At 51.6% G+C, this 15,116-nt stretch carries 13 protein-coding genes; 8 read left to right on the forward strand and 5 right to left on the reverse strand.

Annotation, left to right across the window (positions count from 1 at the left end):
* Nucleotides 1–4: 4 nt before the first annotated feature.
* Complete coding sequence (locus BUA28_RS12675; RefSeq protein ID WP_072768488.1) at nt 5–2,548, forward strand: DNA topoisomerase III; 2,544 nt, start codon at nt 5–7, stop codon at nt 2,546–2,548.
* Between the two features lie 113 nt (nt 2,549–2,661).
* Here the strand turns inward: BUA28_RS12675 and BUA28_RS12680 are convergent, their stop codons facing one another.
* The 3 genes from BUA28_RS12680 to BUA28_RS12690 form a co-directional block, all read right to left on the reverse strand.
* A complete protein-coding gene (locus tag BUA28_RS12680) occupies nt 2,662–2,913 on the reverse strand; it encodes an acyl carrier protein (protein ID WP_072768489.1) in 252 nt (83 codons plus the stop codon).
* Nucleotides 2,914–2,930: 17 nt separating this feature from the next.
* Nucleotides 2,931–4,148, reverse strand: coding sequence for a beta-ketoacyl-ACP synthase II (gene fabF, locus BUA28_RS12685; protein ID WP_072768490.1), 1,218 nt, complete (start codon nt 4,146–4,148; stop codon nt 2,931–2,933).
* 137 nt (nt 4,149–4,285) lie between these two features.
* A complete protein-coding gene (locus BUA28_RS12690; RefSeq protein WP_072768491.1) occupies nt 4,286–4,540 on the reverse strand; it encodes a hypothetical protein in 255 nt (84 codons plus the stop codon).
* Nucleotides 4,541–5,023: 483 nt separating this feature from the next.
* On the opposite strand from BUA28_RS12690, the gene BUA28_RS12695 reads away from it, so the two are divergent.
* The 7 genes from BUA28_RS12695 (at nt 5,024) to BUA28_RS12725 (ending at nt 13,105) form a co-directional block, all read left to right on the forward strand.
* Nucleotides 5,024–6,175 (forward strand): N-acetyltransferase, encoded by a 1,152-nt coding sequence (locus tag BUA28_RS12695; RefSeq protein WP_072768492.1) that lies wholly within the window; start codon nt 5,024–5,026, stop codon nt 6,173–6,175.
* 34 nt (nt 6,176–6,209) lie between these two features.
* The gene (locus BUA28_RS12700) at nt 6,210–7,049 is read left to right on the forward strand and encodes a nucleotidyltransferase family protein (protein WP_072768503.1); all 840 of its coding nucleotides are present in this window, start codon (nt 6,210–6,212) and stop codon (nt 7,047–7,049) included.
* 39 nt (nt 7,050–7,088) lie between these two features.
* Entirely contained in the window at nt 7,089–8,177 is a 1,089-nt protein-coding gene (gene lptF, locus BUA28_RS12705) for an LPS export ABC transporter permease LptF (protein ID WP_072768493.1), read from the forward strand.
* The gene (gene lptG / locus BUA28_RS12710; RefSeq protein WP_072768494.1) at nt 8,174–9,238 is read left to right on the forward strand and encodes an LPS export ABC transporter permease LptG; all 1,065 of its coding nucleotides are present in this window, start codon (nt 8,174–8,176) and stop codon (nt 9,236–9,238) included. The genes lptF and lptG overlap by 4 nt, the downstream gene beginning before the upstream one ends.
* 676 nt (nt 9,239–9,914) lie before the next feature.
* Nucleotides 9,915–11,144: a CDP-alcohol phosphatidyltransferase family protein gene (locus BUA28_RS12715; RefSeq protein WP_072768495.1), complete on the forward strand. Its 1,230-nt coding sequence runs from the start codon at nt 9,915–9,917 to the stop codon at nt 11,142–11,144.
* Nucleotides 11,137–12,132, forward strand: coding sequence for a diacylglycerol/lipid kinase family protein (locus tag BUA28_RS12720; protein WP_256598316.1), 996 nt, complete (start codon nt 11,137–11,139; stop codon nt 12,130–12,132). Before BUA28_RS12715 ends, BUA28_RS12720 begins: the two co-directional genes overlap by 8 nt.
* Nucleotide 12,133: 1 nt before the next feature.
* Nucleotides 12,134–13,105 carry a hypothetical protein gene (locus BUA28_RS12725; protein WP_072768497.1) on the forward strand — a complete coding sequence of 324 codons (972 nt, stop codon included), beginning with the start codon at nt 12,134–12,136 and terminating at the stop codon, nt 13,103–13,105.
* 52 nt (nt 13,106–13,157) lie between these two features.
* Here BUA28_RS12725 and BUA28_RS12730 read toward each other — a convergent pair whose 3' ends face one another.
* Nucleotides 13,158–14,312, reverse strand: coding sequence for an acylneuraminate cytidylyltransferase (locus BUA28_RS12730; protein ID WP_256598317.1), 1,155 nt, complete (start codon nt 14,310–14,312; stop codon nt 13,158–13,160).
* 44 nt (nt 14,313–14,356) lie between these two features.
* Nucleotides 14,357–15,116: N-acetylneuraminate synthase family protein (locus BUA28_RS12735; protein WP_143148520.1), on the reverse strand; the 760-nt coding region annotated here is incomplete at its 5' end.

The following is a 15,116-nucleotide window of genomic DNA, read 5'->3' on the forward strand; positions in this document are numbered from 1 at the left end:
TTTCATGGGTAAGACATTAATTATCGCCGAAAAGCCTTCTGTCGCCGCCGACATTGCACGTGTCCTGGGCGGATTCAGCAAGCATACCGACTATTTCGAGAGCGATAAATACGTGTTGTCATCAGCTGTGGGGCACCTGCTTGAGCTGGCCGTTCCTGAACAATACGAGGTAAAACGCGGAAAGTGGAGTTTTGCCAATTTGCCAATTATTCCGCCTCATTTTGATCTCAATCCCATCGAGAAAACTGAATCGCGGCTAAAGCTTTTAACCAAGCTTATCAGGCGCAAAGATGTAGATTCCCTTATCAATGCGTGCGACGCGGGGCGCGAAGGGGAGCTGATCTTTCATTACATCGCCCGCCACGCTGGAAACAAAAAACCGGTAAAGCGACTTTGGTTACAATCCATGACACCGGCTTCGATTCGGGAAGGGTTTACCAAATTACTCGATGATGAAGCCGTACAGCCCCTGGCGGAGGCGGCTGTAAGCCGCTCCGAAGCGGACTGGCTAGTGGGCATCAATGGTACTCGCGCGATGACTGCGTTCAATTCGCAGGAAGGCGGGTTCCATAAAACCACCGTAGGCCGGGTACAAACGCCTACATTGGCAATTATCATCGAACGGGAAGATATCATTAAGAAGTTTGTATCCCGCGACTACTGGGAGGTCCATGCTACGTTTGCCGCAAGTGCGGGAAAATATAACGGCCGCTGGTTGGACGAGAAGTTTACCAAAGACAAAAAGGATAGTGAGCAAAAAGCCGAGCGGTTATGGGATCAGGAAAGTGCCGAGATTGTTCGCGCCAAATGCCAGGGTAAACCCGGTGTCGTCAGCGAAGAAAGCAAGCCCACTACGGAAATCTGCCCGCTGCTGTATGATCTCACCAGCTTGCAGCGCGACGCCAACGGGCGCTTCGGTTTTTCTGCCAAAACAACACTTGGACTGGCTCAGGCATTATACGAAAAACATAAAGCGCTCACATATCCGCGTACCGACTCGCGAGCCTTGCCGGAAGACTACGTCATGACCGTCAAGGATGTCCTCGGTTCGCTTGAGAAAACCCGCTATGGTATTTTTGCCAAGCAGATTCTCAAAGCGGGTTGGGTGAAGCCCAACAAGCGAATATTCAACAACGGAAAGATTTCTGATCATTTCGCCATCATCCCAACTTCCCTCGAGCCCAGCGGGCTGAATGAAGCCGAAGCAAAAATTTACGACCTCGTCACTAAGCGTTTCCTCGCAATTTTCTTCCCTGCTGCCGAATTTCTTGTGACTACCCGCGTTACTCGTGTCGAGAACGAGCCGTTCAAAACGGAGGGTAAGGTAATGGTCAATCCCGGTTGGCAGACGGTTTACGGCAAAGACGTACAAGCTGCCGGCGCCGAGGGTGACTCGACATTGGTTAAACTGAACCCGGGTGAGGTGGTTCTTGCCGAAGAGGTTAAAGTTATTTCAAATCATACTCGGCCGCCGGCGAGATTCAATGAAGCAACGCTGCTGTCTGCCATGGAGGGTGCCGGTAAACTGGTGGAAGATGAGGAACTGCGAGAAGCCATGAGCGCAAAAGGCCTGGGTACGCCCGCAACTCGTGCCTCGATCATAGAGGGCTTGGTATCGGAAAATTACATGCAACGTGTGGGACGGGAGTTGCATCCCACGGCCAAGGCATTTTCGTTAATCACCTTATTGCGTGGACTGAAGGTGCCTGAACTCACCTCACCCGAACTGACTGGCAACTGGGAGTTCAAACTCCGCCAGATCGAGCAGGGCAAGCTCAAACGAAACAATTTCATGGAAGAAATCGCTGGCATGACGAGCCATATCGTGGAACAGGCGAAGAGTCATCGCGGGGAAACCATCAGTGGTGACTTTTCCACGCTAGAATCACCTTGTCCAAAATGCGGTGGTATCGTGCAGGAAACCTACAAAAAATTTCAGTGCCAGAAATGTGATTTTGCATTATGGAAAATTCTTGCAGGGCGGCAATTTGAAACAGCTGAAATGGAACAACTGATCACCCGGCGCGAGGTGGGTCCCCTGCAGGGCTTTCGAAGCAAGATGGGGCGGTTGTTCGATGCCAACGTCAAACTTACTGATGAATTTGAAATGAAATTCGACTTTGGCGAGGATACGGAAGAGGATGCGGAGGAGCTTGATTTTACCGGGCAGGAACCGTTGGGAAAATGCCCGCGCTGTGGCGGCAGGGTATTTGACCACGGGATGAGTTATGCATGCGAGAAGGCTTTGGGCTCAGCGCGCACCTGCAATTTCAAGACAGGTAAAATAATTCTCACTCGTCCTATTGAACGCGAACAAGTCGTCAAGCTGTTGCACAGCGGTAAAACAGATTTGCTATCAAAGTTTATTTCAAAGAAGGGAAGACCCTTTTCGGCTTATCTGGTCATAGGCGCGGACGGAAAAGTGGGGTTCGAGTTTGAGCCGAGAAATACAAAGCAAAAAACCGCAACAACCACTATGGACGCAAAGATCGCAAAACCGAAAACCCGAAGCCGCTCATCGAAAGATTCTTTTGCCGGGTCAAAATGAGGGTTGGGACATGGGTAGGGCGGATTGTGCCCCATCATCTACATATATGCTTTCAGTTTTCTCATTTGTCAGAGCGACCTTCATGCGTTCATGCATAACTTGGAGCGGCGCCTTTAAAGCGGCGTCGCCTGATGTTTTTCGATATAGGAAATAATATCTCCAACGCTGCTAAATCCCTTTGCTTCTTCACTGTCGAAATTGATTCCGAAAGCATCTTCAGCATCGAACAAAAGCTGAATCGTATCCATGGAGTCGAGCCCGAGCTCTTCAAATTTCGAAGACCTGTTTATCGTGGATGCATCCAGATTCTCAGCTTTTGTTGCGATAAACTGTATGACCTTCGTTTCGATGTCTGCTGTGTCCATCTAATCTCTTCCTTCATTCAAGGGTTTGTGAAAATAATGCTCGCATTGTTGCCCCCAAATCCGAAAGCATTGCATAGGCCGGTACGTGGGTTTTTTTGTTGTGCGCGGTTTGGCGTGTAATCGAGATCACATTCCGGATCAGCCTCGTCAAGATTGATGGTGGGATGTATCGTGCCAGTGTGAAGCGCCATGATAGTGGCGATGCTGCCGATAGCAGCCGAAGCGCCAATCGAATGTCCAACCATTGACTTGGTTGCGCTAATGGCAATATCACCAGCCCGGCTTCCAAAAACATGTTTAATAGCCCGGGTTTCTACGATATCTCCAAGCGGAGTGGACGTTGCGTGCGCGTTGATATGGTCGATGGAATCAGGTTTTAAGCCGGCGTCCTGGATAGCCGCTTGCATTGTCGATATCTGACCCTCAATGTCAGGCATTACAATATGCTTGGCGTCGCATGCTTGCCCAAAACCTGCGAGTTGCGCGTATATTTTGGCCCCCCGACGTATGGCCTGTTCTTCCTTCTCCAGAATGAGTATTCCGGCACCCTCAGACATGACGAAACCTGCCCGGCCCTTGGCGAAAGGCCGTGATGCGCCCTCGGGGTCGCTATTGGAGCTGGTAGTTAACGCATGCAATATTTCAAAGCTCGTCATGGTCAACGGCAACACGCAGGCTTCCGCGCCGCCGGCAACCACGGCGTCGGCCCTCCCCGCGCGCAAGAGATCGAGCGCCATGCCTATCGCATTGGCGCCGGATGAGCACGCTGTGCTGCACGTCAGATTGACTCCTTTCAGCCCATGTTTGATTGCGACCCACGCAGCCGCGGAGTTTGCCATCGTTCGAGGTACCGTGAAAGGAGGTACAGGCTGATTCTTGAACCTGCGCGTGGCAGAAGACTCAAATGTGCCGAATCCGCCCATTCCCGACCCTATACTTACAGCCACACGTTGTGGTGCATATCCATCGAGCCCGCCCGCATCATCAAGAGCGAGATTGGCAGCTAGCAGCGCCAGTTGTGCAAATCTGTCCGTTTGATCCATGTATTTAGCCGAGAGAAAGGTCGCAGGATCAAATCCGGCCACTTCCCCGGCTATTTGCGAGCGCTGCTTGGACGCATCAAAGGCGCTAATTCTTTTAATCCCGCTCACGCCATTGACTGCTGCCGACCAGAACTGGTCAGTGCCTATGCCAATCGGGGAAACAATCCCCATTCCCGTAACGACTATACGCATACGTAAACAGAATTACTCATAAAAAAGTGCAGGAACACCAGACTCTCAGAAAACCTGGAGCGTAGGATTAGCTTGGGCTGCGGTCAGCTTTCCATTCTGCTCACCCGAGATTCTTCAGTCCGAGTGTGAATCCCGCCTTACTGTGCATTAAACATCATAGGGAACAGGTATCTCAATACGCCTCCCATGATCCAGATCAGAAGTATTAAACTTGAGATTACAGCCCCTCCTTCGATAAGCGCCGAAAGAAGGGTTCCTCCCAGGCTGTCGAATTCCTGCTGCCCATCTTCATTACGCCGGCTCAGGCGGCGCTTTCTCACCCATATCTGCAGTCCGATGACAACTGGAATAAGGCCGAGGGCAATTAGCAGATTATATTCAGGAGTCCCCATTAATAATTAACCTTCCATAAATTATTGCTACAGAAACCTTCAAGAGGGTAGTGTTCCTTTTCCGTCCATACACCGGCAAAAAAACTGATCACACCTCGCGCTTCTTTGGCGCGTCGGCTAATCAAGCTGTTGCCACAAATGATAGTAAATCCCATAATGGTAACGTTTGCTATTTTTATCGCTTCGCGACCCCTCCATAATCACAGTCCATTATGTCTAATGCGTACTCGCTACGCAGTAAATTATTGAAATTCGCGTCACGTTTCAAACCAGCAATTATAATATGATACGACATCAACGTGTCGGGTTAACGAACTTTTGCCCGTCACCCAACTTTACCGCGCGCGCTGTGGTTCAGCGAATTTCACACATACCGTACAGCGAGAAGGATATTGCCACATTCCGTGCAGATCGAACCGAATTTGTTTTCTTTTGAGCTGGACGCTATTTTGGCGAATTACTCGCGCGCATTGACTCTACCTCATGGATGATTCCTCCCAGCCAGCATGCTTGGAGGTCATCGCCCGTCCAGTTGCAAGCAGGCGTGACATTGGCGTATTTATTGATGTCCCCTGGCGCATTTACGTCGATGACCCCATGTGGGTGCCGCCATTACGTCTGGAGCGGCGGTTTCATTTTTCAAGATTTAACCCATTTTTCAAGCATGGTGAATGGCAGGCGTGGATCGCATACCGGAATAACCAGCCCGTGGGAAGGATCAGTGCTCAAATTGATCAGCTTCATCGGCAGCGCTATGGCCCAGAAACGGGTCATTTCGGATTGTTCGAGTGTATAGATGATTTGGAAGTAGCCGCAGTATTGATGCGTGCTGCTGAGGAATGGTTGGCTGCGCGACATACCAGGCACGTAACCGGGCCATTCAATTTATCCATTAATCAGGAGTGCGGCGTCCTGGTGGATGGTTTCGATACACCCCCGATGGTCATGATGCCGCATTCGCGTCGGTGGTATGGCCGGTTACTCGAAGAACAGGGCTACCGGCCAGCAAAAGATCTGCTTGCCTACTGGGTGGAGGTGGATTTTAAAGTGCCCCGCTTGATGAGCGCATTGATCGCAAAGTTTTCGGATCAGGTACGCTTGAGGCCACTACGCCGCGACAAATTTAGCGAGGAAATGGAAATACTGCGTGATATATTCAACGATGCTTGGTCGGAAAACTGGGGATTCGTTCCTGTCACCAAGGCTGAGTTTGCCGAACTCGGTACCAGCCTTCGCTTGCTCGTACCCGATGATTGCATTCAGATTGCCGAGGTAGATGGCGTTCCATCCGCATTCATGGTGGCATTGCCGAACCTTAACGAAATTTTCGCCGAGCTTGACGGAAGCCTCTTCCCATTTGGCTGGGTCAAGCTGAGCAGGATAAAATCCAGAGGGGCGGTACGCACGGGCCGGATACCTTTGATGGGGGTGCGCAAGCAGTTCCATAATACGCCGCTCGGCATGGCGCTGGCTTTTATGGTAATCGACGCGCCCAAGAAGCTGGCGCGCGCAGTGGGCGTTCAGGCGGTTGAATTGTCATGGATACTCGAGGATAACAAACCCATGCGCGCGATTCTGGATAGCTTGGGCTGCCGGGAGTATAAGCGTTATCGCATCTATGGAAAAACGTTGTGATGAACGCACCCCAACGGCAAATCAGGGACTCAAAATGAAAACGGATCAGTTTATCGCGCTGGTGCTGGCGGCGGATCGCGCTACCAATGATCCCGTCGCGGGTAAAACTGGCGTGGCCTGCAAGGCAATCGCACCCATTTGCGGCACGCCAATGATCATCCGCGTATTGGATGCGCTGGAAGCCAGCGATATGGTGAAAACAATCGTCATACTGGGTCCACCGGCGTCTATTCTCCCCGACTGCCCTGAGCTGGAGGACCGGATTAAATGCGGGCGCGTTTTCTGGCTGCCGAATCTTGATTCCCCCAGTCGAAGCGCGAACAGCGGTCTCGAACAGATTGATCAGGATGCGCCGGTCTTGCTGACGACAGCGGATCACGCATTGCTGACGCCTTCTATCGTGCAGTATTTTTTAAGCAAATCGCTAACGGCACACAGCGATGCAACGGTAGGCGTGGTCAAGCATGAAGATGTCGCGGCCGCATTTCCCGGCGTAAAACGAACCGTAATACGACTGCAGGATGGCGGGGTCTGTGGTTGCAACCTTTATGCGTTTCTCAATCATCGGGGAAGGGGCGTGGTTTCGTTCTGGCAGCGCGCGGAAGAGTTGCGCAAACGCCCGTGGCTACTGATCTCCCGCACTTTTGGGTTCATGACGGTCCTTTCCTATTTGCTGGGGATATTGACAGTTGATAAGGGATTGAAAGCGGTTTTAGCCAAAACCGGCATCAAAGTGCGACCGGTGTTTTTGCCGTACCCGCAGGCGGGCGTTGATGTCGATAAGGTTGAAGATATGCTGCTTGTGGAATCCGTTCTGGCGGGAGCGGCACCGCTTGCTCAAGAGCAGGCAGATTCGCATGACCTTATCCCGTAGCCTTAAAGGCTGTCTCATTACATAGCGGCAAAGAAATCCGTGAAGATAATCGATCGATACATCACGCGGGAATTGTTGATGCCGTTTACGGTGATAGCCGTGATCCTGTCGACATTGTTTTCGAGTTTCAGCAGTGCCAATTTTCTGGCCGGGGCAATGTCGGAGTCGCTCGGCGTTGGCGCCATGCTGAAGGTTGTGCTGCTTAAGACGGTGATCGCATTAGAAGTGCTGATGCCGATTTCCTTGTATGTCGCGGTAGTCATGGGGCTTGGGCGTTTATATAGAGACCAGGAAATCAGCGTCTTACGTTCCGCTGGTGTTAGCGAAAATCGCATAATCTTTGCTGTTCTTATCGTTGCCATTCCTGTGGGAATTGCCAGCGGACTTCTTTCCGTATTCGTGCGTCCCTGGGCATATGAAGAAAGTTACATGATGAGCGCACAGGCAGAGGCGGAATTGAACATGGATCGATTCCAGGCTGGGCGTTTTTATGGGAGTGAGGGCAAAGGCAAGGGCAATGGCAGAGTGGTTTACATTCAATCCAAGGATGGCGCCGGTAAGCAAATGAAAGATGTATTCCACTACATGAATAAAGATGGAATCAGCGAGATTATAGTGGCCAAGGAGGCCTATCAGCAGGAACCCATAGCGGGCCAACGGCCCCAAATTCATTTACTGGACGGTTCCATTTACCGACTCATGCATTCAGGAACGAAGGATACTGTCGTCCACTTCGAGAAATTGGTCTATTTTACCGATAGCGGAAATATACTGAATTACAGACGAAAGGCGACAGCCACGGCGACGTTGATGGAATCCGATCAGCCGCGTGATATCGCCGAATTCCAATGGCGGATTTCGCGTCCTATTGCTACGATTCTCCTGGCCCTTATCGCCGTGCCATTCAGCCGTACTTCCCCTCGTCAGGGAAAAAGTGAAAGGTCTTTTTATGGCGCAGCCGCCGTTTTCGCGATCTACTATATCCTGAGTGGTTTAGCCCAGACATGGGTCGAGCAGGGTACTATCAGCAGAGTACCCGGTGTCTGGTGGCTTTATATATTGATGGCCTCGTTTGCGTTCAGCCTGCTATCCACCGGGTTCCGGCAGAAGTTATTTCTGCGCAGATGACAATAATCAATCGCTATCTGGCGTTCCAGATCGTCATGGGTCTGGGAATCGCTACGGTGATACTCCTGCCGCTATTTGGTTTTCTTGACTTGCTTGATCAGCTTGGTGATGTCGGCAAGGGCACCTATCAAGTCAAGGACGCCTTCCTGAATACGGCATTATTGTTGCCGCGCAGATTTATCCAGCTTGCGCCTTTCATCGTGTTGCTGGGTAATGTTGTCGCATTGGGTCGGATGGCGGTCGGGTCAGAGTTGACAGCGTTGCGTGTGGCAGGTCTGTCCCCAACCCGTATCAGCCTTGCTCCACTTGCGGTTGGGTTGGTCCTTTTATTGGTTACTATGGTACTGGATCAATTTGTCGCTCCCCAATTGCAGCAGAAGGCTATTTCGTCGCGGGCCGTTGCGCTTGAGAAGAGCGCCGCGCTTGGCAAGCAACTGGGTATCTGGACCCGGGACAAACGAAGTATATTGCGTATCGGTGAGATGCTGCATGCGGGGAAAGCAGCAGATGTCGAGCTAATGCATTTTGACGACAATGGCTTTCTGCTAACCTATACCTACGCTAAATATGCAGTTTTCATCGATGGTGATCTGTGGGAATTTAACGACGTTATCACCAAAACTTTTACCGGAAATCAGATAAAATCCGCAAGCACAAATTCGATGCAGTGGAAATCATTTCTGAATCCGGATGATATTTCGACGCTGACGAAGCCCCCGGAGAGTCTCTCGCCGATCGAGTTGTTTCTGCATGTCCGTTTTTTACGCGCCACCGGTCAAGAGGCTGATGCGTATGCACTTGCCTTATGGCGGAAGGTCGGCGGCGCATTGACGACAATTGCAATGTTATTGCTTTCGATACCGTTTGTTTTCGGATCGGTACGAGCCGGCCTTGCCAACAGACTTGTCGTTGCGTCCATGCTCGGTATCAGCGTCTACCTGTTCGATCAGATTATTGCCAATGTGGGTTTGCTGTGGCACCTGAACCCGGCGCTAACCGCTCTATTGCCCGGGTTGGTGCTAATCGCTCTTGCGAGTTTCTGGTTGCGGCGAATTTTTTAACCTAAATCTGGCAGTTGGACGGGGGTGAAGTGAGCGGTTTTTGGGGTGCAGAGCAAGGCGCGACGACGCGGAATGGTCATTTCATCCAAAAAGTTGCAACGCAGCGCTGTTCTGCAAAAAGCTGTTCAATCCGCCCCGTAGCGGGCTCAAAAAGGTGATGCCCACGGCGTACGAAAAATACTTTTCCGTTATAGCACCTAATCGACAAATAAGCGGTCAACTGCCGGATTTAGGTTTAGGGGCTTCTTGCTTATTTTCCGTCATTAGGTTAAAAGACCGCATCCATTTCTGATCATCTTCGCCGTGTTAGTGATACCACAATCTGCACAATTTCCCCAGCCAAATAAATATGAAAGATTTTGAGCAAGTCTCTCCTGGGCGCGAGGATGTCTCAACGGCATCGTGAGAATAATGTCATCTTCAGGCAAGAGACGTAAATAGTGTCAGCTTGCCTCGCCTGGAGCCCGATGAGTGTATCTCATTGCGCTGATCTTCCTTCGGGTTTTGGTGTCAGGCGTTCATTGCGTTTCACGTCTGGGCTTCTCAGGCCGATCCGCGGCCTTCATGTACGCTTTACGGTCTTTCCAATTTTGGCCTGCTCGGTTGCGACTAAGCGCTCCGCAGAGGCCGTTCAAAATTTATAAAGCAAGACCACAATCAGACAAACACCCGAAATATGTCAAAGCCAGTTTACATCTACATCGTCGGTGATAGTGAGACGAATATCTGGGGCTTGAGCGGCCGCGAGCGCTTGCAGCGCATGTTAAAGCCCTCTTTGCAGACCCGGTTGGTCGATGACCCCGAGCAGATTCCGGTGCATGCATCGGCATTGTTGCTTCGCGCGGATCATCTATTCGATGGCAGGGTATTGGCGGCGTTGATTAACGCAAAAACAAACCTTGTGCTCGGCAGCAACCAGGGTCAACCCGTCGCGATCCGGGTTATCAATGGTGATGTACATCATGTACTGGCGAATTTCGTAGACGGAGGAGATGGGCGAACTTTTTCCGATTTTCCTCTTTATGCGCTGAAGGATCTTGATTTATCAAGCCTCCGACAAAACCTCAAGAAAAGAGATCCTCCATACGTTTTCCCTATCAACAATGATAACCGGAAAATGCTCGAATCCGAACTGTTTACAAGATCTTACAAGGGCGTGACCGATCTCGTGACAAAATGGCTCTGGCCGGTTCCCGCATTCTTGACCGTACGCTTTTGCGTACGCTTCGGCATACGGCCCAATCACGTTACGCTGCTAAGCCTTGTGTTTGCCGTACTGGCCGGGGTTGCGTTCTGGCATAGCTACTATGGACCGGGTCTGGTGATGGGATGGCTGATGACCTTTCTGGACACCGTCGACGGAAAATTGGCGCGAGTCACTGTCACCTCAAGTCGCTTGGGGGATGTGCTCGATCACGGCCTCGATATCATTCACCCGCCGCTCTGGTATATTGCCTGGGGTGTAGGGCTGGCGACAGCGTTAACGCCGCCATTCACCTTGGCGGTATTGTTCTGGTTGATACTTATCGGTTATATTGGCGGCCGCTTGTGTGAAGGAGCGTTCCAATTCTGGGTTGGATCGTTTGATATCTTCATCTGGCGACCGTTGGATTCTTTTAGCCGGCTCATCACTGCCCGGCGTAATCCCAATCTCCTCCTGCTGACGTTCGGCTGGTTCATAGACAGGCCTGACATTGGTCTCTGCTCGGTGGTTGCCTGGCATCTTGTCTCGACGGCATTTCTTGCTGTCCGATTAGTGATGGGCTGGCAAGCACGGCGGTTTCAGGGTCCTTTACGATCATGGTTTGAGGAAATCGTGCCAGGTCGGGATGACGGAAAACTCGCTGTTCGTATTTTTGTCCCTCTAACGGTTAAGGTAAATGATAGAAAAGTCACGCATGGATAGATTGAAGTCTGGAGCACCCGCGGTCGGGTTGCTTTTCAATCCTCTTAGCGGACGTATTCGCAAGCGCAAAGATGCAATAAGGCGAGCGCTTGCGGCGATTCCAGGCGCGGTCTGCAGAGAAGTCACCAACGCACCGGAAATTAATGCATCGGTGGATGCCTTTATGGATGCCGGGATCGATTTGCTGGTAATTGTTGGCGGAGACGGTACGGTGCAGGGCGTGTTGTGCCATTTATTTGCCACGCAACCTCTTGCGAAGTGGCCCGCGTTAACGGTTGTGCCGGGGGGAACAACCAACATGACGGCTCTGGATCTGGGCATTTGCGGCAGCCCGGAGTCGATTCTTCAGCAGTTGAGAAACTATCTGCTGAAGCAGACGCGTCCATTGCTGTTGGAGCGCCATGTACTGTGCATTGAACAAAGTGGAGCGGCAAAGGTTTATGGGATGTTCTTCGGTGTCGGGCTTATTGCCCGGGCAGTAGTATTCTCCCAGAGCAAAATAAAACAATTAGGTATTACCGGCGAAATTTATTCAGCTATCATCACCGTTGGATACATTATCGGGTTGATTTTAGGGCGGCGGCGCGGAGCATGGGCGCCGGTTCAGTTGTCGATTATCGACAAGGATATTGAGTTGTACCGCGGCACCTTCGCATTTCTCTTCACAAGTACCCTCGATCGATTGCTGTTCGGCATGCGTCCCTACTGGGGACAGGAGCAGGAACCGTTGCATGTGACGTTTGTCCGCCAACAGGCAAAGCGTCCCTTACGCTCATTGTTTCAATTACTTTCGGGTCGCGGAGACCTCCTCAAGGAAAAAAATGGCTATCACAGCTCCAATACCAAAGTGTTAGAGCTGCGGATGGATGACGTTTATATCGTCGATGGTGAATCCTACCGTGCGACGAGTCAAGATGGACCGTTGCGTATTACCGCGGCGGGTCCGATCAGCTTTTTGGTGGCGGATAGCGCAAACGCAGACTCATGATATGACAAGCAACACCTCGGTACCCGATCAACAGCTCCCGGACGATTTGATCTCGGAAATGGCCTCGCTGAGTTCAAAAGTTGTATCAGCGGATTTTCTTATTCTCGTTGACGCGTTGAAATCCCGGTTCGGATCATCGCTGCAAGCGGTGCTTCTTTATGGATCTTGCCTGCGCTCTCACGAGATCGGTGACGGGGTGGTGGATTTCTACGCTGTAGTGAACAGCTACAGCGAAGCTTATCCAGAGCATTATCTAGCAGTCCTCAACGCATGGCTGCCGCCAAACGTATTTTTCCTCGAGGCATCCGCGCAGGAAAAGAAGTTCCGCGCCAAGTATGCGGTGGTTTCGATGGCGGATTTCGAGCAGGGTACCCAACATTGGTTTCACCCCTATCTATGGGCGCGCTTTGCTCAGCCCTCCCGGTTGCTGTATGCGCGTGACGAAATGGTTCGCACGCGGGTCAACCAGGCGCTGGCCCATGCGGTGGTGACATTTCTTAAATCGAGCCTTCCCTTATTGGAGTCATCTGCAGTGAGTGCCGAGACAATCTGGACTAACGGATTGACCCAGACCTATGCGGCGGAATTGCGGCCTGAGCGGTCGACGCGCGCCCGCCAGCTCGTCGAGCTTAATCTGGATGACTACACACGCTTGACCCGATGCGCCGTACCGGCATTAGCAGGAACGCTGGAGGTATTACCGGACGGGAATTATCGACGTTTAACGGGTGTGGCAGAACGGCGCCACTCGTTACGGCGTTGGCGATTACGCCGCTGGCAGGGAAAAGTTCTGTCTGTGCTACGGCTTTCAAAGGCGGCGTTTACTTTCCATGACAGCATTAATTATGCAGCCTGGAAAATCGAGCGTCATACCGGGGTCCGTGTTGAGGTAACCCCCTTGTTGCGACGCCATCCGCTGCTTTGGGGCCTGAAGGTTTCGTGGAGATTATTGCGGCGAGGCGTAATGCGCTAGCAGCGCTTACACGTCGACGTCGGGATTGGGCATTGTATAAGCAAGCCAGAGATCAGGAGTATGCCTCTGCTTCAGCAGACGTGTATGGTATCGTTTCGCTTGATTGGAGAATCAGATCGCAAACCTCGCGGACAGCACCATGGCCGCCAGAGTGCTTACAAACGTAGTGAACTTGCCGCAGAATTTCTGGAACGGCATCCGCTGGGCAAAACGCGCTACCGACCCGACTCAAACACTTCAGATCGCTGAGGTCGTCGCCGACGTATCCAATATTTTGAAGGGAAATTCCCCAGCGTTGGGTCAACTCCAGCAAAAGCGGGAGCTTATTCTGTACACCTGGATAATATTCGTCAATACGCAGTTTCTTCATTCTGGCCGCGACGGCCGGACTGTCCTCGGTGCTGATAACGCATACGGTGACACCGTTTTCCCGCAACAATTGCAAGCCATGGGCATCGCGCGTATTGAATTTCTTCAGTGCTTCACCGGCGGGTCCGTAATACATTCCGGCGTCGGTCAATGTACCGTCTACGTCGAGCACCAAAACTTTAACCTGTAAGGCGCGAGCTTTGGCCGACATCAGTTTTTGTTTCAACAAAAGCTGCTCTACAGCAGTCCAGCCCGCATCACCGGTTATCTCAATTGAGGCCTCAGCAGGCATTTCATGGATACCCATGCGGCCACCTAAACGGCAACCGTTATCTCTGAGCGATTTCGCTCCGGTTAGGTAGAAGGCGCCATTTTCCACCAGATACCCTTCAATATCCTCGAATGCAGGACGTTTCCCGGGGTCATGATCAACCGGTGCGCCTGCCGGGGTCCAAAAGAAGCGTTTGGACCGCACGGCGGTTAGAAGGGAATCCAGGCTTTCCGAAAGAAACTTATTCTTGGCAGCGCGAAAGTCTTCTGCCCGCGTGAGGGGTGAGGCGGCCTGAACCATACATACGACATCAAAAGGAATCTTTTGTTGAAGCTCGAGCAGCGCACTGTCGATGTTCCCGTCACCCTTGACAGCGGAGTAATCCAGAACGTTTATCGTCTCATCAGCCGCCGGAAATTCATCGGATATTTTTTTTCGAATCTCCACCGATGAGTCAGTAGTGACATAAATGGTGTCAAAACACCCGGATGCGATGGCCTGCTCCAGGACCCAGACGAATAATGGCCGTCCCGCAATTTGGCGCGTAGCATTTCGGAGAATCGGCATTGATTCGAAATTTCCATGCAGAGGCATGAGAGCTATCCAACGCATCAGTTGAAGTGAACTCCCTGCACGCGCTTAAGCTTGTCGCGCTGCGAAAGCTCGATTTCTGTCATTTCATTTTCCTTGACTCGTAATGTCTTGCAAACATTACGAACATCCCGAACGAGCCTGCGCAGTCCGTCCGGTTCCAGCGAGGCGGCATGGTCGGTTCCCTTCCAGGTCCGGTCCAATGTAAAATGCCGTTCAATCCATGATGCGCCTAAAACCACGGTTGCAATATCAATGGCAATGCCAAGATGGTGGCCGGAGAAACCAATTTCCTTGATGCGCGAGCCAAACTTATCCTTGAGTATCTGTATCTCCAGCAGGCAGACCTGATCAAAAGGAACGGGATACCCGGACGTGCATGCGTACAGAACAACTCGGTCGGCGGCGCTGCACTTCTCCATCAATTGCACGATCTGCTCTTGTTCAGCGGGGGTCGTCATGCCGACGGATATGTGAATGTCGCCGCCATAATGATCAGCAAGATACCGCAGCATGGGTAAATTGAGATTACATGCCGAGGGTATCTTGATGAATTCCGGGTTGAGGCTGGCAATTTCTCTTGCCGAGGTAAGATCCCAGACCGACGTCGAGTAGCCGATCCCGATTTCCTGGCACCATTGCTGTAATTGTCGATGCTGATCCATGTCGAATTCGAGAAATTCCCTGACCCTACCCCACAAAACCGTACCATTTAAAAGTAGAATTTCTGGCATGATTTTGACCTTAAATGGAAAGGAGCATGACGTGAAGAGAAGCAAA

It is taken from the genome of Nitrosospira sp. Nsp11 (assembly GCF_900142705.1).
GTDB lineage: Bacteria > Pseudomonadota > Gammaproteobacteria > Burkholderiales > Nitrosomonadaceae > Nitrosospira.